25 protein-coding genes and 1 tRNA gene are annotated in these 25,105 nt (G+C 67.3%); 12 read left to right on the top strand and 14 right to left on the bottom strand.

The genetic code is table 11. The features are described 5' to 3' along the window. Nucleotide 1 precedes the first annotated feature (1 nt). Entirely contained in the window at nt 2-1,489 is a 1,488-nt protein-coding gene (locus tag OA56_RS02365) for a DegQ family serine endoprotease (protein ID WP_461583299.1), read from the bottom strand. A gap of 124 nt (nt 1,490-1,613) precedes the next feature. Here OA56_RS02365 and OA56_RS02360 point away from each other — a divergent pair, with 124 nt between their 5' ends. Together OA56_RS02360 and OA56_RS02355 are read left to right on the top strand one after the other, a co-directional pair. Next, nucleotides 1,614-2,579 carry a hydrogen peroxide-inducible genes activator gene (locus OA56_RS02360; RefSeq protein WP_141056458.1) on the top strand — a complete coding sequence of 322 codons (966 nt, stop codon included), beginning with the start codon at nt 1,614-1,616 and terminating at the stop codon, nt 2,577-2,579. A 94-nt stretch (nt 2,580-2,673) separates the two neighbouring features. Further along, nucleotides 2,674-3,162, top strand: a complete 489-nt coding sequence (locus OA56_RS02355; RefSeq protein WP_055423021.1) for a Dps family protein — start codon at nt 2,674-2,676, stop codon at nt 3,160-3,162. 133 nt (nt 3,163-3,295) lie between these two features. Here the strand turns inward: OA56_RS02355 and OA56_RS02350 are convergent. The 5 genes from OA56_RS02350 to OA56_RS02330 form a co-directional block, all read right to left on the bottom strand. Beyond that, nucleotides 3,296-3,371: transfer RNA gene (locus OA56_RS02350), tRNA-Arg, on the bottom strand. A 66-nt stretch (nt 3,372-3,437) separates the two neighbouring features. After that, nucleotides 3,438-4,637, bottom strand: a complete 1,200-nt coding sequence (locus tag OA56_RS02345; protein WP_055423020.1) for an ABC transporter permease — start codon at nt 4,635-4,637, stop codon at nt 3,438-3,440. Continuing rightward, nucleotides 4,637-5,371: an ABC transporter ATP-binding protein gene (locus OA56_RS02340; RefSeq protein ID WP_055423019.1), complete on the bottom strand. Its 735-nt coding sequence runs from the start codon at nt 5,369-5,371 to the stop codon at nt 4,637-4,639. Before OA56_RS02340 ends, OA56_RS02345 begins: the two co-directional genes overlap by 1 nt. Then, nucleotides 5,368-6,678 (bottom strand): efflux RND transporter periplasmic adaptor subunit, encoded by a 1,311-nt coding sequence (locus tag OA56_RS02335; protein WP_461583298.1) that lies wholly within the window; start codon nt 6,676-6,678, stop codon nt 5,368-5,370. The genes OA56_RS02340 and OA56_RS02335 overlap by 4 nt, the downstream gene beginning before the upstream one ends. Then, entirely contained in the window at nt 6,675-8,168 is a 1,494-nt protein-coding gene (locus OA56_RS02330) for an efflux transporter outer membrane subunit (RefSeq protein ID WP_055423018.1), read from the bottom strand. The genes OA56_RS02335 and OA56_RS02330 overlap by 4 nt, the downstream gene beginning before the upstream one ends. 135 nt (nt 8,169-8,303) lie before the next feature. Between OA56_RS02330 and OA56_RS02325 the strand changes: the two genes are divergently transcribed. From OA56_RS02325 to OA56_RS02310, 4 genes are read left to right on the top strand one after another with little or no spacing between them, the layout of a single operon-like run. Next, a complete protein-coding gene (locus OA56_RS02325; RefSeq protein WP_461583297.1) occupies nt 8,304-9,161 on the top strand; it encodes a fumarylacetoacetate hydrolase family protein in 858 nt (285 codons plus the stop codon). Continuing rightward, nucleotides 9,158-9,964 carry an ABC transporter substrate-binding protein gene (locus OA56_RS02320; protein ID WP_055423016.1) on the top strand — a complete coding sequence of 269 codons (807 nt, stop codon included), beginning with the start codon at nt 9,158-9,160 and terminating at the stop codon, nt 9,962-9,964. Before OA56_RS02325 ends, OA56_RS02320 begins: the two co-directional genes overlap by 4 nt. Then, entirely contained in the window at nt 9,961-10,944 is a 984-nt protein-coding gene (locus OA56_RS02315; RefSeq protein ID WP_055423015.1) for a FecCD family ABC transporter permease, read from the top strand. The genes OA56_RS02320 and OA56_RS02315 overlap by 4 nt, the downstream gene beginning before the upstream one ends. Next, complete coding sequence (locus tag OA56_RS02310; RefSeq protein WP_055423014.1) at nt 10,941-11,717, top strand: ABC transporter ATP-binding protein; 777 nt, start codon at nt 10,941-10,943, stop codon at nt 11,715-11,717. Before OA56_RS02315 ends, OA56_RS02310 begins: the two co-directional genes overlap by 4 nt. Here the strand turns inward: OA56_RS02310 and htpX are convergent. From htpX to def, 3 genes are read right to left on the bottom strand one after another with little or no spacing between them, the layout of a single operon-like run. Beyond that, nucleotides 11,714-12,574, bottom strand: a complete 861-nt coding sequence (gene htpX, locus OA56_RS02305; protein ID WP_461583296.1) for a zinc metalloprotease HtpX — start codon at nt 12,572-12,574, stop codon at nt 11,714-11,716. The two genes, OA56_RS02310 and htpX, sit on opposite strands and share 4 nt — an antisense overlap. A 2-nt stretch (nt 12,575-12,576) precedes the next feature. Then, entirely contained in the window at nt 12,577-13,536 is a 960-nt protein-coding gene (gene fmt, locus OA56_RS02300; protein ID WP_461583295.1) for a methionyl-tRNA formyltransferase, read from the bottom strand. Beyond that, nucleotides 13,536-14,039, bottom strand: a complete 504-nt coding sequence (gene def / locus OA56_RS02295) for a peptide deformylase (protein ID WP_055423011.1) — start codon at nt 14,037-14,039, stop codon at nt 13,536-13,538. Before def ends, fmt begins: the two co-directional genes overlap by 1 nt. Nucleotides 14,040-14,158: 119 nt before the next feature. On the opposite strand from def, the gene OA56_RS02290 reads away from it, so the two are divergent. The 5 genes from OA56_RS02290 to OA56_RS02270 are packed head-to-tail and all read left to right on the top strand — an operon-like array spanning nt 14,159 to nt 20,012. Then, nucleotides 14,159-15,202: a LysM peptidoglycan-binding domain-containing protein gene (locus tag OA56_RS02290; RefSeq protein ID WP_206202263.1), complete on the top strand. Its 1,044-nt coding sequence runs from the start codon at nt 14,159-14,161 to the stop codon at nt 15,200-15,202. Then, nucleotides 15,183-16,289, top strand: coding sequence for a DNA-processing protein DprA (dprA, locus tag OA56_RS02285; RefSeq protein WP_461583294.1), 1,107 nt, complete (start codon nt 15,183-15,185; stop codon nt 16,287-16,289). Before OA56_RS02290 ends, dprA begins: the two co-directional genes overlap by 20 nt. Before the next feature lie 12 nt (nt 16,290-16,301). Further along, entirely contained in the window at nt 16,302-16,781 is a 480-nt protein-coding gene (locus OA56_RS02280) for a Smg family protein (RefSeq protein WP_055423008.1), read from the top strand. A gap of 4 nt (nt 16,782-16,785) precedes the next feature. Further along, the gene (locus tag OA56_RS02275; protein WP_461583293.1) at nt 16,786-19,281 is read left to right on the top strand and encodes a DNA topoisomerase III; all 2,496 of its coding nucleotides are present in this window, start codon (nt 16,786-16,788) and stop codon (nt 19,279-19,281) included. Next, nucleotides 19,278-20,012 carry an alpha/beta fold hydrolase gene (locus OA56_RS02270; protein WP_461583292.1) on the top strand — a complete coding sequence of 245 codons (735 nt, stop codon included), beginning with the start codon at nt 19,278-19,280 and terminating at the stop codon, nt 20,010-20,012. The genes OA56_RS02275 and OA56_RS02270 overlap by 4 nt, the downstream gene beginning before the upstream one ends. Before the next feature lies 1 nt (nt 20,013). Here OA56_RS02270 and bioD read toward each other — a convergent pair whose 3' ends face one another. Genes bioD through bioB form a run of 5 tightly spaced genes read right to left on the bottom strand, consistent with a single transcriptional unit; the run spans nt 20,014 to nt 24,983 of the window. Beyond that, complete coding sequence (gene bioD, locus OA56_RS02265; protein ID WP_055423005.1) at nt 20,014-20,676, bottom strand: dethiobiotin synthase; 663 nt, start codon at nt 20,674-20,676, stop codon at nt 20,014-20,016. A gap of 5 nt (nt 20,677-20,681) precedes the next feature. Further along, complete coding sequence (locus OA56_RS02260; RefSeq protein WP_055423004.1) at nt 20,682-21,443, bottom strand: methyltransferase domain-containing protein; 762 nt, start codon at nt 21,441-21,443, stop codon at nt 20,682-20,684. A 14-nt stretch (nt 21,444-21,457) separates the two neighbouring features. Next, nucleotides 21,458-22,714: an 8-amino-7-oxononanoate synthase gene (locus OA56_RS02255; protein ID WP_072247906.1), complete on the bottom strand. Its 1,257-nt coding sequence runs from the start codon at nt 22,712-22,714 to the stop codon at nt 21,458-21,460. Nucleotides 22,715-22,734: 20 nt separating this feature from the next. Beyond that, nucleotides 22,735-24,072: an adenosylmethionine--8-amino-7-oxononanoate transaminase gene (locus OA56_RS02250; protein ID WP_141056690.1), complete on the bottom strand. Its 1,338-nt coding sequence runs from the start codon at nt 24,070-24,072 to the stop codon at nt 22,735-22,737. 5 nt (nt 24,073-24,077) lie between these two features. Beyond that, on the bottom strand, nt 24,078-24,983 hold the full coding sequence (bioB, locus tag OA56_RS02245; RefSeq protein ID WP_461583322.1) for a biotin synthase BioB: 906 nt from the start codon (nt 24,981-24,983) through the stop codon (nt 24,078-24,080). On the opposite strand from bioB, the gene OA56_RS02240 reads away from it, so the two are divergent. Further along, nucleotides 24,903-25,105: hypothetical protein (locus OA56_RS02240; protein WP_461583324.1), on the top strand; the 203-nt coding region annotated here is incomplete at its 3' end. The two genes, bioB and OA56_RS02240, sit on opposite strands and share 81 nt — an antisense overlap.

The raw sequence follows: 25,105 nt of genomic DNA, 5'->3' as shown, positions 1-25,105 counted from the left end.
TTTACTGCCGCCGGATGGCGATGAAGAGCCGCATGCCGTTGCGATCGACGAGCACTGCGAACCGGTTGCCGGCCTTGCTCACCGCCTGACGGAATTCCTCCGGCGTGCGCACCGGCTGCTGGTTCACTGCCAGGATCACGTCGCCTGGGCGCAAGCCTGCGAGCGCTGCCAGCCCTTCGACGCGGGTCACGAGCACGCCACCTTCTTCCAGGCCGCGCTCTTTCGCCTCCTGGGCGGTGAGGGGGCGCACGGCGATGCCTGCTGCGCTCGGCTCTCCAGGGGATTTCTTGCCAGGGACCGCCGCGCGCGCCGTGTCCTCGTCCAGTTCGGCCAGCGTCACGCTCTTCTCCAGGCGTTTCCCTTGGCGCAGGAGCTCGACGCGTACCGCCTCGCCCGGTTTGCGCCGTCCGATGAGGCGCGGCAGGTCGGCGGAATCTTTGACTTTCTGGCCGTCGACCGCGACGATGACGTCGCCCGCCTGGATGCCGGCCTTGGCTGCCGGGCTGCCTTCTTCGACATTGGCGACCAGGGCTCCTTCAGGCTTGTCGAGCCCGAAGCTCTTTGCCAGTTCCTCGTCCATGCCCTGGATGACCACGCCGAGCTTGCCGCGCTGCACCCGGCCGTAGGCGATGAGCTGATCCTTCACCTCCTGCGCCACGTCGCTGGGGATGGCGAAGGCGATGCCCATGTAGCCGCCGGAGCGCGAATAGATCTGGCTGTTGATGCCGATCACCTCGCCGTCCATGTTGAAGAGCGGTCCGCCCGAATTCCCCGGATTGACCGCCGCGTCGGTCTGGATGAAGGGGACGTAGGTTTCGTCGGGCAGGCGGCGCGACTTGGCCGAGATGATGCCGGCGGTGACGCTGTGCTCGAAGCCGAAGGGGGAACCCACGGCGATCACCCACTGGCCGACGCGGGCCTTCTCGGGATCGCCGAATTTCACCGTCGGCAGACCATTGGCATCGATCTTGACCACGGCGATGTCGGTACGGCGATCGGCGCCGACCACCTTGGCCGGGAATTTGCGCCCGTCGGCGAGCTGGACCGTGACGTCAGTTCCCTCGCCGCCCTCGCCCACCACATGGGCGTTGGTGAGGATGTAGCCGTCGGCCGAGACGATGAAGCCGGAGCCGAGGCCGCGCTGCACCGGCGCCTCGCCCCGTCCGCCGGGCATTTGGGGCAACGGGATGCCGAAGCGGCGGAAGAATTCGAAGAAAGGATCATTTTCGTCGAAGGGAAAGGGCAGGGCTTCTTCGCTCGAACGGCTCAGCACGGTGATATTGACTACCGCCGGAGTCACCTGCTCGACCAGGTCGGCAAAATCCGGCAGGCGCTGCTCGGAGCCGCCGAAAAGCACGGGGCGCAAGGCCGGTTCAGCCGCGCCGACTGCGGGCACGATGCCCGTTCCCAAGGCGAAGGCGAGCGCCAGCGCCACGCCGCGACGGCGCAGGCCGGCAGGGGTAGGATGCCGCGGACACACTCCATTCATGGCTACTCCTTCCATGCGGGAAAAAGCTCATTGTACGGGATCGTTCGGGAACAAAACGCCGGCATCGATGGTAAAAAGATTTGATACACTGGCCGAAGACGGTTGCCGGCAAGGGGGATTCATCATGACGCTCACCGATTTGCGCTATCTCGTCGCGCTCGCGCAGGAGCGGCACTTCGGTCGCGCCGCCGAGCGCTGCCACGTGAGTCAGCCCACGCTCTCGGTGGCGATCAAGAAACTCGAGCAGCATCTCGGGGTGCTGCTCTTCGAGCGCAACCCCAACGAGGTCAAACTCACCGAGATCGGCCGGCAGGTGGTGGAGCAGGCCGAGCGGGTGCTGCGCGAGGCGCAGCGCGTCGAAGAGATCGCCCAGGCGGGCAAGGATCCTCTCATCGGGCCGCTGCGGCTGGGGGTCATCTTTACCATCGGCCCTTACCTGCTGCCGCGGCTGATTCCACTCGTGCATGAGTTCGCCCCCAAAATGCCGCTCATCATTCACGAGGATTACACGGCGAAGCTCGCCGAGCAGCTCAAGCACGGCGAGATCGACGTCGCCGTGCTCGCTCTGCCCTTCTCCGAACCGGGGCTCGTCACGCAGCCGGTCTATGACGAGCCTTTCCGCGTCCTCATGCCGGCCGAGCATCCCTGGACGACGTTCGATCGCATTCCGGCGGCCAAGCTTGCCGAGGAAAACGTGCTGCTCCTTGGCGCGGGCAACTGCTTCCGCGACCAGGTGCTGGAAGTGTGCCCGCAATGCGTGAGCAATTCGCCGCTGCAGGAGGCGCTCGCCGGAAGTTCTCTCGAAACCATCCGCTACATGGTGGCGAGCGGCCTGGGCGTGACGGTATTGCCCTCGTCGGCCGCCGACGACGCCTCGCGCATGAACCCCCTGCTCGCGGTGCGACCTTTTGCCGAGCCCGAACCTTACCGCCGGGTGGTACTGGTGTGGCGTGTCACCTATCCGCGCCACGGCGCGATCGACGTGCTGCGCCGCGCCATCTTCGCCGCCGATCTGCCTGGCGTGCGCCCGGTTGGCCCGGCGCCGCGGCGTCTGCCCGAGGAGCAGAGCCCGGCCGAGGCAACGTCATAACCTGGAGTGAAGTGAGCGATTGCCGGTGACGATTTGTCAGCCTCGCCGGCATGCGCTATATTGATCTGCGTCAGGTTCCTTCAAGGAGAGAAGCATGAGCAAAGGGCAAGACAGTACCGCCATCGACATCGGCATCGACGAAAAAGACCGCAAGAAGATCGCCGAGGGGCTCGCCAAGCTCTTGGCCGATTCCTACACGCTGTACCTGGCTACGCACAACTTCCACTGGAACGTGACGGGGCCGATGTTCAACACCCTACACCTGATGTTCGAGCAGCAGTACACCGAGCTCGCCACGGCGGTGGACGACATCGCCGAGCGCATCCGCGCCTTGGGGTACCCGGCACCCGGAACCTACGCCGAGTTTCTCGAACTCACCCGGCTCGAGGAGCCCAAGCCCGGTCTCAAGGCCGAGGACATGATCCGCTATCTCATCAAGGGGCAGGAGACGGTGGTGCGTACGGCACGCGAGACGCTGCCCGTGGCCGAGAAGGCCAACGACCAGCCCACACTCGATCTGCTCACGCAGCGCATGCAGATCCACGAGAAGAACGCCTGGATGCTGCGCAGCCTGCTCGAATGATCACTCCTTGCGCAGGATATGCTGCGGTGGCCGATCGGGAAACCGGTCGGCTTTTTTGTAGGTATCGAGGGGATGACGCCTTTCGTTCGGGGAAAAGCGAGAGGGGGAAGGAGGAGAGGGGTAAATCGAGAAGTGGCGCGCCCGGCAGGAATCGAACCTGCGACCTTTGGCTTCGGAGGCCAACGCTCTATCCCCTGAGCTACGGGCGCGGGAAGGTAAGATCGAATTATCGCACAAAATGCGCCGCGTGCGCCGCCGGTTTCAGCGCGGTCGCCCTACTCGTGCCGCAGCGCCTCGATCGGATCGAGCCGGGCGGCGCGGCGCGCCGGGAAGAAACCGAAGACGATACCGATGGCGCCCGAGAAGAGTGCGGCGATCAGCACGATGCCGTAATCCGGCGAGAAGGGGAATCCCAGTTTCTGCGCGGCCACGAGCGAGAAGACGAGCGCGAGCGTGATGCCGATGGCCCCGCCCAGCAGCGCGAGCACCACGGCTTCGACCAGGAACTGCAGCATGACGTCGGCGGCGCGCGCGCCGATCGCCAGGCGGATGCCGATTTCGCGCGTGCGCTCGGTCACCGACACCAGCATGATGTTCATGATGCCGATGCCGCCCACCAGCAGGCTGATGCCGGCCACCGCCCCGAGCAGCACCGTGAGCATGCGCGTGGTGCTGGTGAGCGTGCGCTCGATCTCCTTGGAGTCGATGAGGCGGAAGTTGTCCTCCATGTTGGCCGAGAGGTGCCGGCGCTCGCGCAGCACGAGCCGGATGTCCGCGAGCACGCGCTCGTTGTCGATGCCGTCGGCAAGCGAGAGCTGGATGGAGTCCACGTCGGTGGTGCCGGAGATGCGCCGCTGGTAGGTACGCAAGGGGATGATTACGATGTCATCCTGATCGGTGCCCATGGCGCTCTGGCCTTTTGCATCCAGCAGACCGATGATCTCGCAGGAGAATTTGTCCACGCGCATGCGCTGGCCGATGGGATCTTCGCTGCCGAAGAGCTCGCGCGCCACCGTCTGCCCGACGATGCAGGAAGCCACGCCGGCGCGCAGTTCGCTCGGCGTAAAGCCGCGGCCCTTGACGATTTCCCAGCGCCGCGCTTCGAGGTATCCCTCGCCCGCCCCGACCACGGTGGTGCTCCAGCTCTGGTTGCCGGCCACCACGGTGAGGGTGCGCAGCGACACCGGCGTCGACCAGGCCACGCCGGGCACTTCGCGGGCGATCGCCAGCGCGTCCTCCACCTTGAAGGGAACGACGTTCTGCCCCGGGCCGAAGCCGCGCGAAGGCCGCAGGAAGACGATGTTGCTGCCCAGCGACGAGATCTGGTCGGAGACCGCCTGGGTGGCGCCGCGTCCGAGCGTGACCATGGCGATCACCGCGCCCACGCCGATGACGATGCCGAGCACGGTGAGAAAGGAGCGCAGGGCGTTCCTGCCCAGCGAGCGGATCGCTTCGCGCAGCGCATTGCCCAGCATCAGGCCGCCTCCCCAGCGCCGTCGATGCGCTCGACGTGCCCGTCGCGGAAGTGCACCACGCGCTGGGCGTAGGCAGCGATGTCCGGTTCGTGCGTCACCATGACGATGGTGAGGTGCCGTTCGCGGTTGAACCGGGTGATGAGCGCCATGATCTCGTGGCTGCGGGCGGAGTCGAGGTTGCCGGTGGGCTCGTCGGCGAGTAAGACTTTTGGCTGGGCGACGATGGCCCGGGCAATCGCCACGCGCTGCTGCTGCCCACCGGAGAGTTCGCTCGGCACGTGGTGCTCGCGGCCGGAAAGCCCGACCTGCGCGAGCGCCTCACGCGCGCGCAGGCGCCGTTCGTGGGCCGGTACTCCCTGATAGACGAGGGGCAGTTCGACGTTTTCTTGGGCCGTGACGCGCGGCAGCAGGTGGAAGCCCTGGAAGACGAAACCCAGGGTATGGCGGCGCAGCAGCGCCCGTCCGTCGTTGTCGAGTTCGGTGACTTCGACGTCGCCGAGCCGGTAGCTGCCGCGGGTGGGGGTGTCGAGGCAGCCGAGGATGTTCATGGTGGTCGATTTGCCCGAACCGCTCGGTCCCATGAGGGCGACGAACTCGCCCGGCCAGACGTCGAGGTCGATGCCGCCCAGCGCGACGACGCGCGCGTCGCCCTGACCATAGACGCGCTCGACGCCGCGCAAGCGGATGAGCGGCGCGCGGGTGGACGGCGCTCCCTCTCGTTGCGGCCCGTTCATGACTTGGGGCGCTCCGTGGCGGTGATGACCGGCGTGCCCGGTTCGAGCTTGCCGGAGCGCACTTCCAGGACCTGGGTGCGCCGCCCGTCCGAAGGGCCCAGCCGTACGCGCACGGGGGCGGGGGCTCCGTCCTCGCCGAGCACCCAGATCGTGGCTTCTTCGCGCGTCTTCTTCTCGGGCGGTGGCGTAGGCGCAGCGGGAAAGGGGGGGCGGAAGAGTGCGCCCAGCCCGCCGCTGCCCGCGGCCGGTTTGGGCGCCGCCTCGGGCGGGCGGTAGCGCAGCGCGGCGTTGGCGATCGTCAGGACGCCTTCCAGGTGCTGGCTGAGGATCTCGGCGGTGGCGGTCATGCCCGGGCGCAGCTTGAGCTCGGGGTTGCCCACGGTGATTTCGGTCTTGTAGGTGACCACGCCGTTGACCAGTTCCGAACCGTAGCGCACGAGTTTTACCCGGCCGCTAAAGGGCTGGTCGGGATAGGCGTCTACGGTAAAGCTCACGCTCTGCCCTTCGGCTACCTTGCCCACGTCGGCCTCGTCGACGTCGGCCAAAAGCTCCATCTGGGCGAGATCCTCGGCCAGGGTGAAGAGCACGGGCGTCTGCAGCGAGGCGGCAATCGTCTGCCCAGGGTCGATGCTGCGTTTGAGCACCACGCCGCCGATGGGGCTGCGAATGACGGATTTGTCGAGATCGGTGAGGATGGAGGTGAGCTGCGCTTCGCTGGCCTTGATTTCGGCTTTGGCTTGCAGCAGCTCCGCTTCGGCGCGGGCGACGTTCGCGGCGGCGCTGTCCAGATCCTGTTGCGCCACGGCTTGACCGGCGCTGAGCTTGCCGGCGTGCTGCAGGCGCTGCAGCTTGGCCCGGGCTTCCGTCAGGGTGGCTTCGAGCTGCGGGATTTTGGCGCGCGCCAGGGCGAGATTCGCTTCGGCCTGCACGCGCTGCGCCTCGAGCTTGCGCGTATCGAGCCGGGCGAGCACTTGGCCGACCTTGACCGGATCGTTGAAATCGACGTAGACCTCGCGGATCGTGCCGGAGATCTCGGCGCCGACGTCGACCTGGTTGGTCGGGCTGAGGTTGCCGGTGGCAGTGACGGTGATCGACAGATCCCCGCGCTGGGCCGCGTCGGTGAGGTAGCGCACGCTCACCGGTTCCCCGCCGCGCTTGCCGACGAACCACAGGCCGGCAGCCAGCAGCAGGACGAGGAGCCCGCCGGCGAGGATGATGCGCCGCCGCCGGCGTAGGCGCGCGAGTTCGGCGCGCAGATGCGAGGTGTCGAGCACGGCGTCGGCGGAGTTGGGAGCAGTTTCGTTCATCGGACGGTTTCCTCCTGCGGCGCCTCGCCCGGCCAGCCGCCGCCGAGCGCCTTGTAGAGACGAACGCGGTCGCCGGCGTTCTGTCCTTGCTGCGCGACGAACGCGTCGGTGGCCGAGAGCCAGGTGCGCTGCGTGTCGATGAGCACGGTGTAGTCGGTCAGGCCCGAGCGGTATTGCGCGAGCGCCAGCTCCACGCTCGCGCGGGCGCTGTCGGCTGCCTGTCGCAGGTCGTCCAGGCGGCGGTCGTCTTCCTGGAGCGTGAGGAGGGCGTTCTCCACCTCGCTCAGGGCGCTGAGCACGCTCTTGCGGTAGTCGGCAAAGCTTTGCATGAGCTGCGCTTCGCTCGCCTCCAGCTGCGCCGACAGCTTGCCGCCATCGAAGAGGGTGGCGAGCGGCGCGAACGCGAGGCTCCAGGTGCGTGCACTCGCCTGCCACAGATCGCCTGCGGTGAGCGCGGTAAGGCCCAGGCTGCCGCTCAAGGGGAAGCTCGGGTAGCGCGCGGCGTCGGCCACGTCGCGCTGCGCGGCGGCGGCGGCGAGCTGCGCCTCGCTGCGGCGTACGTCGGGGCGGCGGCGCAGCACGTCGGCGGGAATGCCGGCCGCGGGCAGGGGCGGCAGGCGCGTCACCCAGGGTGCGAGATAGGCGAGCTCCGGCGGTTCGGCCCCCGCGGCGGCGGGCGGCGGCCCTGGCGGCTGGTCGCGCGTGAGTCGCTCGTGCCAGTAACCCGGGGCTTCTCCGGCGAGCAGCGCGAGCGCATTCAGGGCGCTCTCCCGGCCCTGGGCGAGCGCGGCGCGCTGCGCCCGGGTCTGCGCGAGCAGAGTCTGGGCCTGACGCACGTCGAGCTCGCTCACCAGGCCCGCGGCGGCCTTGGCCTGGGCGAGCGCCAGGCTGCGCTCGAGCACCACGAGCTGCGCGTCGAGCAAGGTGAGGCGCGCCTGCGCCGTGCGCGCGTCGAACCAGGATTGCGCCGCTTCGGCCGTGGTGCTCACCAGCACGTCGGCCAGATCATAGGTGGCTGCCGTCTGCTGCGCCTCGGCCGCGCGCAGCGCTGCCCGCCGCCCGCCGAAGACGTCGAGCTCCCATTGCGCGTCGAAGCCGACCTGGAACTGGTTTTCGATCGTTCCCATGCCCGTTTCGGCGCTCGTGCGGTTGCGCGCGGCGCTGCCGCTGCCGGTGATGGTGGGGCCGAGATCGGCGGCGGTGGCGCGCCGCTGCGCCCGCGCCTGGGCCAGGCGCGCGAGCGCCGCTTCGAGGTCGAGATTGTCGCGGCGCACCTTGGCCACGATCTCCTCGAGCACGGGGTCGGCGAAATGGCGCCACCATTGGGTGAGCTCGGCCTCGTCCGCCTCCGGTGCGGCCTGACGAAACGCCGCCGGCGGAGGTGGCGCCTGCGGCGGCACCGTGACGATGGCGCAGGCCGCGCACACACAGGCGGCCAAGAGCGCCGCTGTGCGCGTGGGAAACCGGAAGAGCGGGATGGTCGGCTCCATGGAGGGATCAGGCGGCTCTGGCAACGGGATCGAACCTACGGGGCGTGATTGTACGCGCTGCGCACCGGCCGCGGCTGCATGATACGATTTGTTGGGCGCCGCGCTGCCAAACCCCTCGTTCTCAGGAAAGACACCATGAAATTCATCCGTTTCGGCCTCCCTGGTCAGGAACGCCCCGGCCTGATCGACCCCCTCGGCGGCCTGCGCGACCTCTCGGCCCATGTGCGCGACATCGACGGGGCGCTCCTCGCCGACGCGGCGGTGCTCGCCGCCCTGCGCGCGCTCGCCCCCTTCTCGCTGCCGCCGGTCTCACCCGACGTGCGCCTGGGGTCGCCGCTGGCCGGCGTGGGCAATTTCTACGCCATTGGGCTCAATTTCCGCGACCACGCGCAGGAGGCGAACCTGCCCATCCCGAGCGAACCGGTCGTCTTCATGAAAGCCACGAGCTGCATCTGCGGCCCGGACGATCCATTCCTTTGCCCGCCCGGAGCGCAGAAACTCGACTGGGAGGCGGAGCTGGGCGTGGTCGTCGGCCGTCGCGCCAAGCGCGTCTCGCCGGCCGAGGCGCGCGCCTGCATCGCCGGCTATTGCACCGTGCTCGACGGCTCGGAGCGCGATTTCCAGATGAACCGCGGCGGGCTGTGGATCAAGGGCAAGAGTTACGAGTCCTTCGGTCCGCTGGGCCCCTGGCTCGTCACCGCCGACGAAGTGCCCAACCCGCAGGCGCTCGCCATCCGCCTCGAGGTGAACGGCGAGCGCATGCAGGACGGCAACACCGCCGAGATGATCTTCGACGTGGCCACCCTCGTGAGTCACCTGTCCGAGTTCATGACGCTGCTGCCGGGCGACGTCATCGCCACCGGCACGCCCGCCGGGGTTGGCCTGGGTCAGAAACCGCCGCGTTTCCTGCGCCCCGGCGACGAAGTGACGCTGGAAGTGGAAGGTCTGGGGCGGCAGCGCCATTGCGTGGTGGTCGATCGCGCGGAGAGATGAAGACCCCGCGTGTATGGCATCGCCAGTTGTTCGTGATAGTGGCCTTCTTTGCCTGCGTGGCCCAGGCGCAGGAAGGGCCGCGGCGTGTCGTCTCGGTGAATCTGTGCGCCGACCAGCTGCTGCTGCGGCTCGCTCCCGAGCGCGTCATCGCCATCACGACGCTGTCGCGCCGCGCCGATCTCGCTCCGGACCCGACGCTGGGGGCCGACAAACCGGCGATCCGCGGTTCGGCCGAAGAGATCCTTGCGCTTCGGCCGGATCTGGTCGTCTTCGGGCCGTTCTCGGCCGCGGCCACGCGAACGCTCCTCGAACGACTGGGGCTTCCCGTCTATACGCTGCCGTACGTCGAATCGCTGGATGCGCTGCGGGATGCGATTCGTACCCTCGGCCGGTTGGTGCACGAGCCGGAGCGCGCCGCAGCCCTGGAAACACGGCTGGATGCGCTCGCGCGTCCCTTGGGCGTGGAGGGCGAGACACCGGTCATCCTCTATTATCTCCAGGGCGGCTACAGCGCCGGGCGCGGCACATGGGTGGGTGAGCTCATCGAGCGCAGCGGGGGCATCAACGCCGCCGAGCGTGCCGGACTCATCGGCCATGGCGATCTGCCGCTCGAGCGGGCATTGGCCGCCCGCCCGACGCGCTGGTGGCGCACCGTCTATCAAAACGACACCCCGACCCTGGGCGAGCGCCTGCTCGCGCATCCGGCGCTGCGGCGCCAGGCCGGCGAACCGCACTGGCTGCCGAGCTGGGCGATCACCTGCGCCGGCCCTTGGTCGTTCGAGGCGCTGGAGCGGCTGCGATGAGGGAAGTGTTACTCGCCCCGGCGCTGCTCTTGCTGGTGGGCTTGCTCGTGCTCGCCTCGCTCACGCTGGGCTATCTCGAGCTCTCGCCGCTTGCCTGGTGGCGCGGCGTCTGGGCGGGCGACCCTCTCCTGCGCCTGGTCTTGGTGGAGATCCGGCTGCCGCGCACCCTGCTCGCGCTCGCCGTAGGGGCGGCGCTGGGCGTGGCCGGTGCGGCCCTGCAGAGCCTGCTGCGCAACCCACTCGCCGAGCCGGCGCTCGTCGGCGCCACCGGCGGGGCTTCGCTCGGGGCGGTGATGGCGCTCTACTGGGGGTGGGCCGGTGCCTGGTCGCTGGCGCTGCCACTGGCGGGATTCGCCGGGGCGGCGCTCGTTACCGCGTTCGTGCTTCTGCTCGCCCTGCGCGGCGCTTCCACCGTGGGCCTCATCCTCGCCGGCGTGGCTGCCTCCAGCTTGAGCACGGCGCTCGTCTCACTCATCCTCAATGCCTCGCCCAATCCGCACGCGACGATGGAGATCGTGCACTGGCTGCTGGGCTCGGTGACCGATCGCAGCCTGCAGGACGTCGCGCTGGTGCTGCCGCCGATCGCGCTGGGGATGGCGCTGCTGCTGCGCCAAGGCACGGCGCTGCGCCGCCTGGTGCTCGACGAGGAGGCCGCCGCGAGCCTCGGGGTGTCGCTGCCGCGGCTGCGTCTGGCCGTGCTCGTGGGCGCGGCGCTGGCGGTGGGGGCGGCCACGGCCATCGCCGGTTCCATCGGTTTCGTCGGCCTGGTGGCACCACACCTCGTGCGGCCCCTCGTGCGCCACGATCCGGCGCGCACGCTGTGGGCTTCAATGGGCGCGGGGGCGGTGCTGCTGCTCGCCGCCGATCTGGCGGTGCGCCTGATCGATCCCCACGGCGCGGAGCTCAAGCTCGGCGTGCTCACGGCCCTCGTCGGGGCGCCCTTCTTCCTGTGGCGGGTACTCGCGGTGCGTGCGCCATGAGCCTAGCCCTGGAGTTCTCCGGCGTCGGCCTGCGGCTGGGAGGACGGGCCGTGCTCCGCGGCATCGACTGGCGGGGCGAATCCGGCCGTCTCGTCGGTCTGGTAGGGCCCAACGGGGCGGGGAAATCGATGTGGCTGCGGGTGGCTGCCGGCGTACTCAGGCCGCAGCAAGGGGAAGTGCGCTGGTGGGGCGAGCCGCTCGTGCGCGTGCCGCGCCCACGCTGGCCGTCGGTGATCGCCTATTGCCCGCAGCGCTTTTCCCTTCATCTGCCGCTGCGCGTTCTCGACTGCGTCGCCCTGGGTTTGCCGGCGGGCCGGATTCGTACCGGCGCCGAGCGCGAACGCTGCCTCGCGGCGCTCGAGAAAGTCGACGCCGCCGATCTGGCCGAGCGCCCCGTTACCGAACTCTCGGGCGGGCAGCAGCAGCGTGTGGCGCTCGCCCGGGCGTTCGCTCAGGAGGCGACGATGCTGCTTGCCGACGAGCCGCTCGCCGCCCTCGACCCGCGCCACGCGCTGGAGACGCTGGCGCTGCTGCGGCGCGAGGCACACGAGGGCGGACGGCTGGTGGTGGTGGCGCTGCACGAGCTCACCCTCGCGGCGCGCTTCTGCGACGAAGTTCTGCTGCTGCACGAAGGGCGCTGCCTCGCGGCCGGCGCCCCTCTGGAGGTGCTCGACGAGGCGCGGCTGCGCGCGGTCTATGGCCTGCGGGCACGGCGCCTAGAAGTGGAGGGGGAGACGCTGCTGCTGCCTTGGGCACCAGCCGATCGCCCCTAGCGGCGACGCATCTGCGCCGCCATCTCCCGCAGCCGGGCGATGCGCTCTTCGGTGCGCGGGTGCGTCGAGAAAAGCCCTTGCAGCCAGCCGCCCGAGAGCGGGTTCATGATCATCATCTGCGCCGTCTCCGGGTGTGCCTCGGCCGTTGGCATGGGAATCTGCTGGGCGTACGCTTCGATCTTGGCCAGGGCCGAAGCCAGCGCCTCCGGGTCGCCGCAGATCTCGGCTCCGCCCGCGTCGGCGCCGAATTCGCGCGTTCGCGAGATCGCCAGCTGGATGATCACCGCCGCGATCGGCGCGAGGATCATCACCAGGATGGCGAGCACCGGGTTGACCGGCCGCCCCTCCTCGTCGCGTCCGCCAAAGAGCATGCCGAAGTTGGCGAGCATGGAGATGGCGCCGGCCACCGTCGCCGTCATGGTCGAGATGAGGATGTCGCGATGCTTGATGTGCGCGAGCTCGTGCGCGAGCACCCCTCGCAGCTCGCGTTCGTTCAGCAGCTCGATGATGCCCGTGGTCGCCGCCACCGCCGCGTGTTCGGGGTCGCGCCCGGTGGCAAAGGCGTTGGGCTGCGCCTCGTGGATGATATAGACCTTGGGCATGGGCAGTCCCGCGCGCCGGGCGAGCTCCCGCACGATGCCGTAGAGGTAGGGCGAGGTGGTCTCGTCGACCTCCTGCGCGTGGTACATCGCCAGCACCATCTTGTCGGAGAACCAGTAGGCCCAGAAGTTGGTGAGTGCGCCGAATCCCAGCGCCACCAACATCCCCGTCTTGCCGCCCAGCACCATGCCCACGGCGCCGAAAAGCGCCATGATCGCCGCCATCAAGAGCGTCGTCTTCAGCCAGTTGCCGTACATCGTCAGCCTCCCTCCACAGTGAACCGCTCGCCGATAGAGACCGGAAAACCGCGCAGGAATTCCGCCGCGGGCAGGCGCTTGCCGCCGGGGCGCTGCAGTTCGGTGAGCAGCAGCCGCCCCTGGCCGGTCTGCACCGTGATTCCTTCAGTGCCGACGGCGGTCACCGTCCCCGGCGGCTCGGTGCCGTTTCCTTCGAGCACTTGGCCGCGCCAGAGTTTGAGCGGCACGCCGCGCAGCAGCGCCTGCGCCCCCGGATGGGGATCGAAGGCGCGCAGCCGCCGCTCAATCCGCTCGGCCGGCTGCGACCAGTCGATCCAACGCTCCTGCGGCGTGATCTTGGCGGCGTAGGTGACGCCTTCTGCCGGCTGCGCTCGAGCCTGGGCGAGGTGGCGCGGCAGCTCGGGCAGCACCTGCACGAGCAGCTCGGCACCCAGCGCCGCGAGCCGGTCGTGCAGCGAGCCCGCCGTGTCGTCGGGAGCAATGGGCGTTGCCACGCTCGCCACCATGGGCCCGGTATCCAGCCCTTCGTCCATCTGCATGAGCGTGACCCCCGTCTCGGCATCGCCCGCCTCGATCGCCCGGACGATGGGGGCCGCTCCGCGCCAGCGCGGCAGGAGCGACGCGTGGATGTTGAGGCAGCCCCAGCGCGGCCAATGCAACACCTCGGACGGAAGGATCAGGCCGTAGGCCGCCACCACCAGTACGTCGGGCGCGGGCAGCGCGAGCAGTTCCCGGCGATCCTCCTCGCTCTTGAGCCGCGCCGGCTGCAGCACTGCAATGCCGGCCGCCTGCGCCACCTGCTTCACCGGGCTCGGGGTGAGCTTCATGCCGCGACCGGCCGGCCGGTCGGGTTGCGTCAGCACGAAAGGCACCTCCCAGCCGGCCGCGAGCAGCGCGCGCAGCGCGATCGCCGCGAATTCGGGCGTGCCGGCGAAGGCCACGCGGCGCACGTTCTCGCCCATCAGGCCGTCATCCGGGCGCGCTTGACGAGCTTCGCCTTGATGCGCGACTGCTTGAGCGGCGAGAGATACTCGACGAACACCTTGCCGTCGAGGTGGTCGATCTCGTGCTGGATGCACACGGCGAGCAGCCCTTCGGCCTCGAACTCGACCGTCTCGCCTTCCAGGTTCAGTGCCCGCACTTTGACGCGCTCGGCGCGCGTGACTTTGTCATAGATGCCCGGCACCGACAGGCAGCCTTCCTCGCTCACGCACTCGCCGTCCTTCTCCAGGATCTCGGGGTTGATGAGCACCGTCAGCCCGGAGCGGTCCTCGGTCACGTCGATGACGATCACGCGCTTGTGCACGTCGACCTGCGTGGCGGCGAGCCCGATTCCCGGAGCGGCGTACATCGTCTCGGCCATGTCGGCGGCAAGCCGGCGGATCGACTCGTCGACCTCCGTCACCGGCTCGGCGCGCTTCTTCAGCCTCGGATCGGGATAATGCAGGATGGGAAGTAGTGCCATATTTTTCGTCTCTCGTTGCCAATCGTCGATGCGTCGCGTAGAATGCCAATATCTTCTGCCCCGGCAGTGAGACAGGATCGCCCACTCCCGGTTCCGACATCCCTGTGAGGTTCCTCGCCATGAAGCGGATGATTCGCATTATAGGCACGATCGCCCTGGTCTGGTTCGGTGCGCTTTCGCTCGCGCACGCCGGCGTGGAACCCCAGGCCATCGCGCCCGATGCACCCGATACCTACACCGTGCGCAAGGGGGATACGCTCTGGGGCATCGCCAAGCAATTCCTGCGTGACCCTTGGCGCTGGCCCGACCTGTGGCAGATGAACCGGGCCCAGATCCGCAACCCGCACCTCATCTATCCTGGCCAGATCCTGGTGTTCGACCGCGCCGCCGGGGTGCTGCGTGCCGCCAAGCGCGTGGGGCCGGTCGACGAGAAGCTCTCGCCCCAGGTTCGCCATGAGCCCATTCAAGATGCCATTCCTTCCATCCCGCTCGCGGCCATCGAGCCTTTCCTCGTGCGCCCCCTGGTGATCGACCAGAAAACGCTGGAGAATTCCGGCCGCATCATCGGCCTGGAAGAAGGCCGCTGGATTGCCGGGGCAGGCGATGCGGCCTTTGCCGTGGGCGTGCCCGAGGATGCCCGGCTCGTGCAGCTCTTCCGCCCCACCGAGCCGCTCTATGCCCGCGATGGCAAGACGCTCATCGGCTACGAGGCGCGCGATCTCGGTACCGCCGTCGTCGAGCCCAACGACGACCCTCGCCTCGGCACCGTGCTGCGCCTGAAGCAGACGAACGAAGAGGTCCGTGCCGGCGACGCCCTCGTCGCCTCGCAGAAAGAGATGCTGGTCAATTTCGTGCCCCACGCGCCGGACGAAGGGGTCGACGCGCGCATCGTTCGCCTGTATCGCAGCTCGCTCGAAGCCGGTCGGCTCGACGTCGTCCTGCTCGACCAGGGCGAGCAGCAGGGCTTGGAGCCTGGCCACGTGCTCGCCCTGTGGCGCATCCGTCCCCCCGTCACCGACGAAGAGCGCGACACCAAGGTCTTCCTGCCCGAAGAGCGCTACGGCGTGGCCTTCGTCTTCCGCGTCTTCGAGCGCATGTCCTACGCTCTCGTGATGGAGACCGAGAAACCGGTCCGTGTCGGGGATGCCGCTCGCACGCCCTGAAGACCGGGAAGAAGCGAGGAGCTGGCTCGACTTCACGTTGCGCCGGCTCCCGCCTTCGGTCCAGCGCAAGCTCCTGGCGCGCTTTGGCTCGCCGGAAGCGGTGCTCGCCCAGCCGCTCCCCACCGTGCGCGCCGAGTTCGGCGCCGAAGTCGCCCAGGCGCTCGCCTCGCCTCCTCCTGCCGAGGCGGTCGAAACGGCGCTCGCCTGGCTGGGCGGCGCTCGTCATCACCTCCTCACCCTCGCCGACGCCGCCTATCCCGGGAATCTGCTCGCACTCGCCGACGCCCCGCTCGTGCTCTACGTCGTGGGCGATCCCGGCACGCTCGGCCGGCCCGCGGTGGCGATCGTCGGCGCGCGCCACGCCACGCCCGGCGGGCTGGAGAACGCCCGCGCCTTTGCCCGGGCGCTCGCCGAGCGTGGCCTCGTCGTGGTGAGCGGCCTCGCGCTTGGCGTAGACGCCGCCGCCCACGAAGGCGCGCTCGCTGCTGAGGGCGGAAGGACGGTGGCCGTCATCGGCACCGGCGCCGACCGCGTCTATCCGGCCAAGCACCGTGCGCTGGCGCACCGCATCGCCGAGCACGGCGCGATCGTGAGCGAATTCCCGCTGGGCACCCCGGCCCAGCCCTACCATTTCCCGCGGCGCAACCGCCTCATCGCCGCGCTCGCCCGCGGCACCCTGGTGGTAGAAGCAGCGCCCGACAGTGGCTCGCTCATCACGGCGCGCCTTGCCGCCGAGCTCGGCCGCGACGTCTTCGCCATTCCTGGTTCGATCCACAATCCGCTCGCCCGCGGCTGCCACCGCCTCATCCGCGAAGGGGCCAAGCTCGTCGAAGGCGTCGACGACCTCCTCGAAGAATGGCCCGATCTGGCCTCGCCCGGCGCCCTCGTTCCGCCAGAACCCGCGCCCGCGCCTTCCGACGAAAGCGACCCGCTCCTTGCCGCCCTGGGGCACGATCCGGTCGATTTCGACACCCTGATGCATCGCACGGGCTTGACGAGCGAGGCACTCTCGGCCATGCTGTTGCCGCTGGAACTCGACGGCGCCGTCGTGCGCCTGCCGGGCGGCCGCTACCAACGCACCCGCTGAAGGAATCTCTCCATGTTCGATGTCCTCGTCTATCTCTTTGAAAACTATGCCGGACCCAACGAGGCACCGAAGGATCCGGACGAGCTGCGCGCGCGGCTCGCCGATGCCGGTTTCGAGGGCGACGAGATCGACGAGGCGCTCTCCTGGCTCGACACGCTCAGAAACGCCGAGGCCCTTTCCCCTTCGTGGCGTATCCCGCCCGCCGGCGGCAGCGTGCGCATCTTCACCGAAGAAGAACGGCAAGTCCTGGGAACCGCCGGGCAGAACCTGGTCTACTTCCTGCAACGCCACGGCGCCATCGACGAGGCGCTGCGCGAAACCCTCATCGACCGCGCCCTGGAATTCGGCGCGACGCCGCTCGATCCGGACGATTTCAAGGTGCTCGCGCTGATGGTGCTGTGGCAGCATGAACGGGAACTCGATCCCCTCGTCGTCGACGAACTGCTGCGCGTCGAAGACGACGAAGACGCCGAACCGCCGCGGCTGCACTGAACCCATGGGCAAGAAACTCATCATCGCCGAAAAACCCTCCGTCGCGCAGGACATCGCCCGCGCGCTCGGAGGCTTTCACAAGGAAAAGGACTACTGGGAGTCCGAACAGTACGTCCTCTCCTCGGCCGTCGGTCATCTGCTCGAACTCAAGGCGCCAGAGGAATACGAAGTCAAGCGCGGCAAGTGGAGCTTCGCCAACCTGCCCGTGATCCCGCCGCGCTTCGAGCTGCAGCCCATCGCCAAGAGCGAGGACCGGCTCAAACTCCTGCTGCGCCTTGCCAAGCGCAAGGACGTCGACGGGCTCATCAACGCCTGCGACGCCGGGCGCGAGGGCGAGCTCATCTTCAACTACATCGTGCAGTACGGCAAGATCGACAAGCCCGTGCAGCGCCTGTGGCTGCAATCGATGACGCCGCAGGCGATCCGCGAAGCCTTCGCCCACCTGCGCTCGGCCGAGGAGATGGAAGGGCTGCGCCAGGCTGCCGTGAGCCGCGCCGAGAGCGACTGGCTCATCGGCATCAACGGCACGCGCGCCATGACCGCCTTCAACTCCAAGTCGGGGGGCTTTCATCTCACCACGGTGGGCCGGGTGCAGACGCCCACGCTCGCCATGGTCGTCGAGCGCGAACGTCAGATCCGCGCCTTCCGGCCCCGCCCCTACTGGGAAGTGGAAGCCACCTTCCGCGCTGCCGCCGGCACCTACACCGGCCGCTGGTTCGACGAAAAATTCAAAAAGCCCGAGGGCGACGAGCACGCCAGCCCCTACCGTCTGTGGGAGCGGGAGCGCGCCGAAGCCATCCGCGATCGCGTCCTGGACCAGCCGGGTGTGGTTGAGGAAACCGCCAAGCCCAGCACGCAGATCGCCCCGCCGCTCTTCGACCTCACCAGCCTGCAGCGCGAGGCGAATGCCCGCTTCGGCTTCTCCGCCCGCAACACGCTCGCCATTGCCCAGGCGCTCTACGAGCGGCACAAAGCGCTCACCTATCCCCGTACCGACGCCCGGGCGCTACCCGAGGACATGATCGGCACCGTGCGCGAGGTGCTGGCGCAGCTGCCGTCGGAATACCAACCCTTCGCCGGCAAGATCCTCGCCCAAGGCTGGGTCAAACCCAACAAGCGCATCTTCGACAACGCCAAGGTGTCGGACCACTTCGCCATCGTCCCCACTGGCGTGGTGCCCAAAGGGCTGTCCGAACCCGAACAGAAGATCTTCGACCTGGTCACGCGGCGGTTCCTCGCCGTCTTCTATCCGCCGGCCGAATACCGTGTCACCACCCGCATCACCCGCGTGGGCGAAGACGCCTTCAAGACCGAAGGCAAGGTACTGGTCGCCCCGGGCTGGCTCGAGGTCTACGGCAAACGGGCCGCTGGCGAGGGCGAAGGGGAACTCGTGCCCGTCGCCCCCGGCGAGACCGTTCATACCGAGGCCGTCGAGATCAAGGACTTGCACACCAAGCCGCCGGCGCGCTACACCGAGGCCACGCTCCTTTCCGCCATGGAAGGCGCAGGCAAGCTCGTCGAAGACGAGGAACTGCGCGCGGCCATGGCCGAGCGGGGTCTGGGAACGCCCGCCACCCGCGCCCAGATCATCGAGGGTCTGCTGGAAGAAAAATACCTTGTGCGCGAGGGGCGCGAGCTCGTACCCACCGCCAAGGCCTTCTCGCTCATCACCCTCTTGAAAGGCTTAGGCATCGACGCGCTCACCTCGCCCGAACTCACCGGCGAGTGGGAGCACAAGCTCGCCCTGATGGAGAAGCGGCGGCTCGCGCGCGAAGAGTTCATGGCCTCGATCGCGCGTATGGCGCAGGACATCGTCGAACGCGCCAAGCGCCACGAATCCGACACCGTGCCCGGCGACTTCGCCACCCTGCAGGCGCCCTGCCCCAAGTGCGGCGGCACCGTGCGCGAAACCTACAAGACCTTTCAATGCGATCAGTGCGGCTGGTCGATGTGGAAAATCATCGCCGGCCGGCAGATCGACGTGCCCGAAGCCGAGGCGCTGCTCACCCAAGGCCGAATCGGCCCGCTGGAGGGGTTTCGCAGCCGCCTGGGGCGGCCCTTCGCCGCCGAGCTGGTGCTCGACGAGGCCAAGCAGCCTACGTTCGCCTTCGCCGTCGAACCGCCGGAGGAAGTGCCGGCGGATCTGGCCGAACGCGAATCGCTCGGGCCCTGCCCCAAGTGCGGCGCGCCGGTGGTCGAGCACGGCACGAGCTACGTGTGCACCAAGTCGCTCGGCCCCGACAAGACCTGCGACTTCCGCAGCGGCCGCACCATCTTGCAGCAACCGATCGAGCCGGAGCAGATGAAGAAGCTCCTTTCCGAGGGCAAGACCGATCTCCTCACCGGCTTCGTGTCAGCGCGCACGCGGCGCAAGTTCTCCGCCTACCTCGTGCGCCAACCCGACGGCAAGATCGGCTTCGAATTCGAGCCGCGCGAGGCGTCGGAGAAGAAAGGGCGCTCCGCGACGAGGAAGAAAGCCAAGGCCGCGGAGACGTCGTGACACCGATTCTGTGTGTGCCTGGCTGGGGTCTCGGTCGGGGGCCTTTGGCTGGCCTCGTTTCCGTACTCGGAGCCCAGTGGCACGATTTGCCAGGGCATACAGCCAAGGCGGATACCTGCGCCGAGGCGGTACAAAGATTGAGCAACGAGGCCCCTGAAGGCGCGTGTCTTGTGGGCTGGTCCCTAGGTGCCATGCTGGCTTTGGCGGCAGCCTCTTTGGCGCCGAACGTCTTTTCTGCGGTCGTGGCCATCTCTCCCACCCCTTCGTTCGTCCGTCGCAGAGGATGGCCATACGGCTTGGCACCAGAGCGTTTGGCTTCTTTTCGGGAACAAGTGTGTACGGAGTCTGCTGCCTCTCTACGCCGATTCATCGTCGATTTCAATCGAGGAGATCTCAGGGCCACAGACATCTCCCGACAGCTAATGCGTCAGATGGACGATTTTCCTTCGACGGAAGCGCTGGCCACGGGACTGGATTGGCTACAGGAGATAGACCTTCGCGCCACCCTGCTCGGACTCGGAGTGCCCGTTTTGGTATTCCATGGCACCGCGGACAGTTTGATTCCGCCGATTGCCGGTCGTTGGATTGCGGACCACGTTGCTCGGGGGCGTTTCGTCGCGGTGGAAGGCGCGGCGCATGCCCCGTTTTGGGGCAGGACGGACTTCATGGCAGGGGAGATTCGCCGCTTTCTGTGCCAGCAAAAAGCAAAGACAGGAACGGAGTCGGAGTGATTCAGCGCTCATCGGGCCAGCGCACCCAGCCGATGTCGTCGCGTCTGCTGCCGTGAGCAATCACGCCCAGACAGGGGGCTGAGATCGTTTGCCGTAGGGTGGCGAGATTGCCGTCGAGGCTGGCCATTTCAGAATCGAGGCAATTGGCAATCCATCCGGCCAAAACCAGCTCTCGTCGATCGATCGCCTCTACCGTGAGCAGTGCATGGTTGAGGCAACCAAGGCGCATTCCTACGACGAGGATGACAGGGGCTCCGAGCGCTACTGCCAGGTCGGCCATGGTGTGCGTTGGCGTAAGTGGAGCGAGAAACCCCCCAGCACCTTCGACCAGTACCCGATCGGCGTACCTGCGTGCCTTGGCAACGGCCGAGACGATTTTTTCCAGGTCGATTTTTACGCCTTCTTGGGCCGCTGCCAGGTGGGGCGAGATGGGGGCTTTGAAACAGTAGGGATTTCGCACTGCAGCCGGAAGATCGACGCTGTCGGCTTCTGCGAGTGCGACTACGTCTTCATTGAACCCCGTTTCATCCACGCCCGCGGCGACGGCTTTGACACCCACGGCGCGCCACCCCGAGGTGCGTGCTCGTACGAGCAGCTGGCAAGCAGCATGGGTTTTACCGATCTCCGTATCAGTGCCGGTGAGGAACCATATGCCCGGATTCATGTTTTTCAGCCTCCTTTTTTGCAGGCCGCCAAGAAACCCACGCGGTAGCTCAAACCCAATCCTTCTTCCGTGCGCTCTCGTTCCAGGGCATCGAGTAGTGCGCGCCGGCGTCCGGGGGTCCAAACAGGGGAACCGGAATGTGTCGTCGGGTTTGCTCCGACGCCTCGAATCGCATGGAGGAGGGTTTCTGCATCGGGATAATAAAAAGTGAAATGGCGAATTTCCCAGCGGCATGCGTACCACGAATGGGTTCCAAGGGCGTGCTCCCACTCGGTTTCGGCCGGTAGTCGCGCCAAGGCAGACGTGACGCCCACTGTTCGCACTGCTCGATCGAGTTCAGGGAACGTGCCCGCAAGGACGATGCTCGCCCATAGCCATCCCCTCGCTTTGAGGACGCGCCAAGCCTGTGCGAGAACGCTCTGCGGCCGCGTCCATTGCCAGGCGCAGTTGCTCCAGTAGCCGGCGCAGATGGCATCGGCCAAAGGCAGGAGTTCGAGGTCGGCCGACAGGCGAGTGACTTCCGATGCCGGCATCAGGGCCAAGGCCTCGGGGGAGAAATCCACGGCAAGAAGACGCTCGTGACCGAAGCGCTGCGCCAGCAGCGGCAGATCGCGCCCGATGCCACAGCCCGCGTCGATGATCCAGCCCTCGGGCATGTCCGAGACGGTGACGAGTCGTTGGGCGAGGTGGGCCGCGATGCGTCGCTGTGGGTAGTCGTGGGCTGCATAGCTGTGCCGCCGTCGGGTGAAAGCACGCCGGATGGGCATCTTGCATTCGTTCATCATTTGTCTGCCGTGGGGAACTGCTGGAAGATCGGCGACAGCACTTCGAGCAAGGCATCGAGCTCAGCCTCGCCGTGATCGGCGCATAAGGAAAAACGCAGGCGTGCGCTGCCCTCGGGGACGGTGGGCGGGCGGATCGCCGGCACGAAAAACCCGGCCTGCGCCAAGGCTTGCTCAATGGCGAGTGTTTGCCCCGGTGATCCCAAGATCAAGGGTTGGATCGGGGTACGAGAAAACGGCAAGCGGGGAAGGGCCGAGCTACTGCTCTCTGGCGGTTCCGGCGCATGGATCACCTCGATCGCCGGTAACCGGGCCACTCCCTGGCGCCAGTGGTGAATGAGCGCAGCGAGTCGATCACGACGCGTCGTTTCCTCGCGCACCAGCTGCAGGGCGGTATGCACGGCGTGTGCCAGCGCGGGCGGCATGGCGGTCGTATAGATGTGTGTCCGCGCGGCCTGATCGAGCCAGAGCATCGCCTCTTCTGCGCCCAGCACGGCGGCACCCATTGCACCCAACGCTTTCCCAAACGTGACGCCCCAGAGCCAATGCGATTGAGGAGTCAGACCGGCATCGGCAAAACTTCCCTGTCCGGCAGGCCCGAGAATACCGAATCCGTGGGCATCGTCGACGATGAGCCAGGCACCGTGGGCGCGCGCCAGCTCCGAGAGCGCTGACAGCGGAGCGATGTCCCCGTCCATGCTGAACACCCCATCGGTGACGACGAGTTTCACCGGCTCTCGGGATTTTTCCAGCCATTGGCCGAGGAAGGAGAGGTTGCCATGGGGATAACGTCGAACTTTGGCGCCGCCAGCGCGGGCGAGTTGCAGCGCATCGACGAGCGAGGCATGAACCAGTTTGTCGGCAAAAATGGCCGTCGGCGCTTCGCGGGCAAAGGCGGTAATCACCGCGAGGTTGGCGGCGTAGCCGGAGGTGAAGACTCGGGCCGCGGGAAACCCCAGGAAGGCAGCGAGCTCGGATTCCAGCACTGCGTGCGCCTCGGTATAGCCGCCCACCAAGGCCGAGGAACCGGCACCGACGCCCCAGATCTTCGCCCCTTCGATCAGCGCTTCGACGAGGGCAGGATGGTGCGCCAGTCCCAAATAGTCGTTGCTGGCGAAACTGATTCCTTGTCGTCCGTCATGGACGAAGCGTGCGCTCGAAGCCACTGGTGACGCGCGTCGCAGGCGACGCAGTAGCCCTCGATCCTGCCGCTCGGCGAGCCATCCTCGTACGAAGGAAGGTGACGAATCATGCATGCAACGGCCTCACGCAGGGATCAAAGGACGTCGGCCAAGGTGCGCACGATCGCTTCGCAGGCGAAATCCACCTCCTCGGGACGCGTCTCGTAAGGGGGCATGACATAGACCGTCCGACCCAAAGGTCGCAGCAACAGGCCATGCTCGAGCGCAGCTACGGCGGCGCGACGTGGAAAATCCTCCGCTGCCTTGGGTAGGTCGAAAGCCACGAGGGTACCGCAGCGGCGCAGGTGAGCAGCCCCATGTTGCGCCGCAATGGGTGCCAAAGCGCGTTCGAAGGCCGCGCCGAGCGCTTCCAGCCTTTCTGGTATGCCAGGCTCTTCAAGGAGCGCCAAGGTGGCACAAGCGGCACGACAGGCAAGGGGATTTCCCGTGTAGGAATGGGAATGGAGAAATCCGCGTTCGATGCGCTCATCGAGAAAGGCCTCGAACACTTCATCGGTGGTGAGCACTACTGCCAGCGGCAAGGTACCACCGGTGATTCCCTTGGACAGGCAGAGCAGGTCAGGGCGCACGCCGGCGTGCTCGTGGGCGAACAGGCGTCCTGTTCGCCCACATCCCACTGCGATTTCGTCGAAAATCAGCAGCACGCCGTATTCGTCACACAGACGGCGCACGCAGCGCAAGAATTCCGGCGAATGCATGATCATGCCGCCAGCGCATTGCACCATGGGCTCGACGATCACCGCGGCCACCTCTTCGGCATGGGCTTGGAGGTGCGACCGTAGAGCGCAAACCGCTCGTTCGAGTGCCGGGGGGCCGAGACGGGCGTCGGGACAGGGCAGAATCGTCGCCGGGCGCAACAGGGGTTCATAGGCCTGCCGGAAGAGAGGAACGTCGGTAACGCCGAGCGCGCCGATCGTCTCTCCATGATAGCCACCGGCGAAACAAACGAAACCGGTCTTGCAGGGGAATCCTCGGTTTCTGGCGTAATGGGCTGCCATTTTCAACGCGATTTCGGTAGCGCTGGCGCCATCGGAAGCGAAGAAAGCATGCCCGAGTTGCCCTCCCGTCAGGGCACGCAGCCGTTCCGCCAGTTCGACCGCGGCAGCATGGGTGCAACCGGCAAGCAGCACGTGGTCGAGCGTATCGAGCTGTTCCTTGATCGCGGCGATGATGGGAGGATGCCGGTGACCGAAGAGCGTGGTCCACCACGAAGAGATGGCATCGTAGTAGGCCCGACCGTCGAAACCATATAGCCATGGGCCTGCTGCACGGGCTACGGGCAAGAGCGGGAGGGCATTCGGATCGCCAGCAGGCAGATGGCGTTGCATCTGGGTACACGGGTGCCATACGGCCTCGAGGCTGCGGCGTTCCCATTGCGTTGCTTCCTGGGCGAACAAAGCGGGGGCTTCCATGAATCTCACTCCGGCCGCAAATCGAGCCGCTCGAGCAGGACGTCGTCGTGCGCGACGTCCGGGTTCCCGGTGGTGAGGAGTTTTTCGCCGTAGAAGAGGGAATTGGCCCCGGCGTAGAAGCACAGCGCCTGGAGCTCGTCGCTCATCTGGCCGCGGCCGGCCGACAGACGCACGTAGCTCCGCGGCAGGGCGAGCCGGGCGACCGCGATCGTGCGCACGAGCTCGAACGGATCGATGGGCGGCGCGTCGGCAAGCGGCGTGCCCGGAATGGGGATGAGCTGGTTGATGGGCACCGACTCCGGTTGCGGTTCGAGGCCGGCCAGGAGCGCCAGCAGGGAGATGCGGTCTTCGCGCGTCTCGCCCATGCCGATGATCCCGCCGCAGCAGACCTTGATGCCGGCCTCGCGTACCGCCTCCAGGGTGCGCAGGCGATCGCTCAGGGTGTGCGTCGTGATCACCTTGCCGTAATACTCCGGCGAAGTGTCTACGTTGTGGTTGTAGTAATCGAGCCCCGCTTCTTTGAGGCGGGCGGCCTGGGGCGCCGAGAGCATGCCGAGCGTGACGCAGGTCTCCATCCCCAGCGACTTGACCTCCGTGACCGCTTCGGCCACCCGCTCCAAGTCCCTTTCCTTGGGCGCCCGCCAGGCGGCGCCCATGCAAAAGCGCGTGGCGCCAGCCGCCTTGGCCTGCGCTGCATGACGCACGATGGTCTGCGTATCGAGCAAGGGCTCACGCGAGTGCGCATGGTGGCGCGCCGACTGGGCGCAGTAGCCGCAATCTTCGGAACATCCCCCCGTCTTGATGGACAAGAGAGCCGATCGCTGGATGCGGTGGCCGGGAAAATGGCGCCGGTGGATGTCGTGGGCGCGATGCAGCAGCTCGAAAAACGGCAATTCGAACCACCCGCGCAGATGGGCTTTGTCGATCGGTTGCGTCGCGGTATCCGTCATTTCCGCCATGATTTTCACCAAAAAGTGCTAAACATCTTCGATTGTGCGTCAACTTCTGCAATCGTGCAAGATTTTTTCGGTTT

This window comes from Tepidiphilus sp. HLB4 (genome assembly GCF_054823945.1).
This window is presented reverse-complemented; position numbering and strand designations above follow the sequence as displayed.

Coding starts and splice junctions, on each gene's coding strand:
- OA56_RS02250 (WP_141056690.1), bottom strand. CDS start 24,072: ATGGAAGCCCCCGCTTTGTTCGCCCAGGAAGCAACGCAATGGGAACGC.
- OA56_RS02310 (WP_055423014.1), top strand. CDS start 10,941: ATGAGCCTAGCCCTGGAGTTCTCCGGCGTCGGCCTGCGGCTGGGAGGA.
- bioD (WP_055423005.1), bottom strand. CDS start 20,676: ATGAATCCGGGCATATGGTTCCTCACCGGCACTGATACGGAGATCGGT.
- OA56_RS02280 (WP_055423008.1), top strand. CDS start 16,302: ATGTTCGATGTCCTCGTCTATCTCTTTGAAAACTATGCCGGACCCAAC.
- OA56_RS02335 (WP_461583298.1), bottom strand. CDS start 6,678: ATGAACGAAACTGCTCCCAACTCCGCCGACGCCGTGCTCGACACCTCG.
- OA56_RS02260 (WP_055423004.1), bottom strand. CDS start 21,443: ATGCCCATCCGGCGTGCTTTCACCCGACGGCGGCACAGCTATGCAGCC.
- OA56_RS02325 (WP_461583297.1), top strand. CDS start 8,304: ATGAAATTCATCCGTTTCGGCCTCCCTGGTCAGGAACGCCCCGGCCTG.
- OA56_RS02330 (WP_055423018.1), bottom strand. CDS start 8,168: ATGGAGCCGACCATCCCGCTCTTCCGGTTTCCCACGCGCACAGCGGCG.
- OA56_RS02355 (WP_055423021.1), top strand. CDS start 2,674: ATGAGCAAAGGGCAAGACAGTACCGCCATCGACATCGGCATCGACGAA.
- OA56_RS02345 (WP_055423020.1), bottom strand. CDS start 4,637: ATGCTGGGCAATGCGCTGCGCGAAGCGATCCGCTCGCTGGGCAGGAAC.
- OA56_RS02365 (WP_461583299.1), bottom strand. CDS start 1,489: ATGAATGGAGTGTGTCCGCGGCATCCTACCCCTGCCGGCCTGCGCCGT.
- dprA (WP_461583294.1), top strand. CDS start 15,183: ATGCCGCTCGCACGCCCTGAAGACCGGGAAGAAGCGAGGAGCTGGCTC.
- OA56_RS02340 (WP_055423019.1), bottom strand. CDS start 5,371: ATGAACGGGCCGCAACGAGAGGGAGCGCCGTCCACCCGCGCGCCGCTC.
- htpX (WP_461583296.1), bottom strand. CDS start 12,574: ATGTACGGCAACTGGCTGAAGACGACGCTCTTGATGGCGGCGATCATG.
- def (WP_055423011.1), bottom strand. CDS start 14,039: ATGGCACTACTTCCCATCCTGCATTATCCCGATCCGAGGCTGAAGAAG.
- OA56_RS02320 (WP_055423016.1), top strand. CDS start 9,158: ATGAAGACCCCGCGTGTATGGCATCGCCAGTTGTTCGTGATAGTGGCC.
- OA56_RS02290 (WP_206202263.1), top strand. CDS start 14,159: ATGAAGCGGATGATTCGCATTATAGGCACGATCGCCCTGGTCTGGTTC.
- OA56_RS02360 (WP_141056458.1), top strand. CDS start 1,614: ATGACGCTCACCGATTTGCGCTATCTCGTCGCGCTCGCGCAGGAGCGG.
- OA56_RS02275 (WP_461583293.1), top strand. CDS start 16,786: ATGGGCAAGAAACTCATCATCGCCGAAAAACCCTCCGTCGCGCAGGAC.
- OA56_RS02315 (WP_055423015.1), top strand. CDS start 9,961: ATGAGGGAAGTGTTACTCGCCCCGGCGCTGCTCTTGCTGGTGGGCTTG.
- OA56_RS02255 (WP_072247906.1), bottom strand. CDS start 22,714: ATGCATGATTCGTCACCTTCCTTCGTACGAGGATGGCTCGCCGAGCGG.
- fmt (WP_461583295.1), bottom strand. CDS start 13,536: ATGGGCGAGAACGTGCGCCGCGTGGCCTTCGCCGGCACGCCCGAATTC.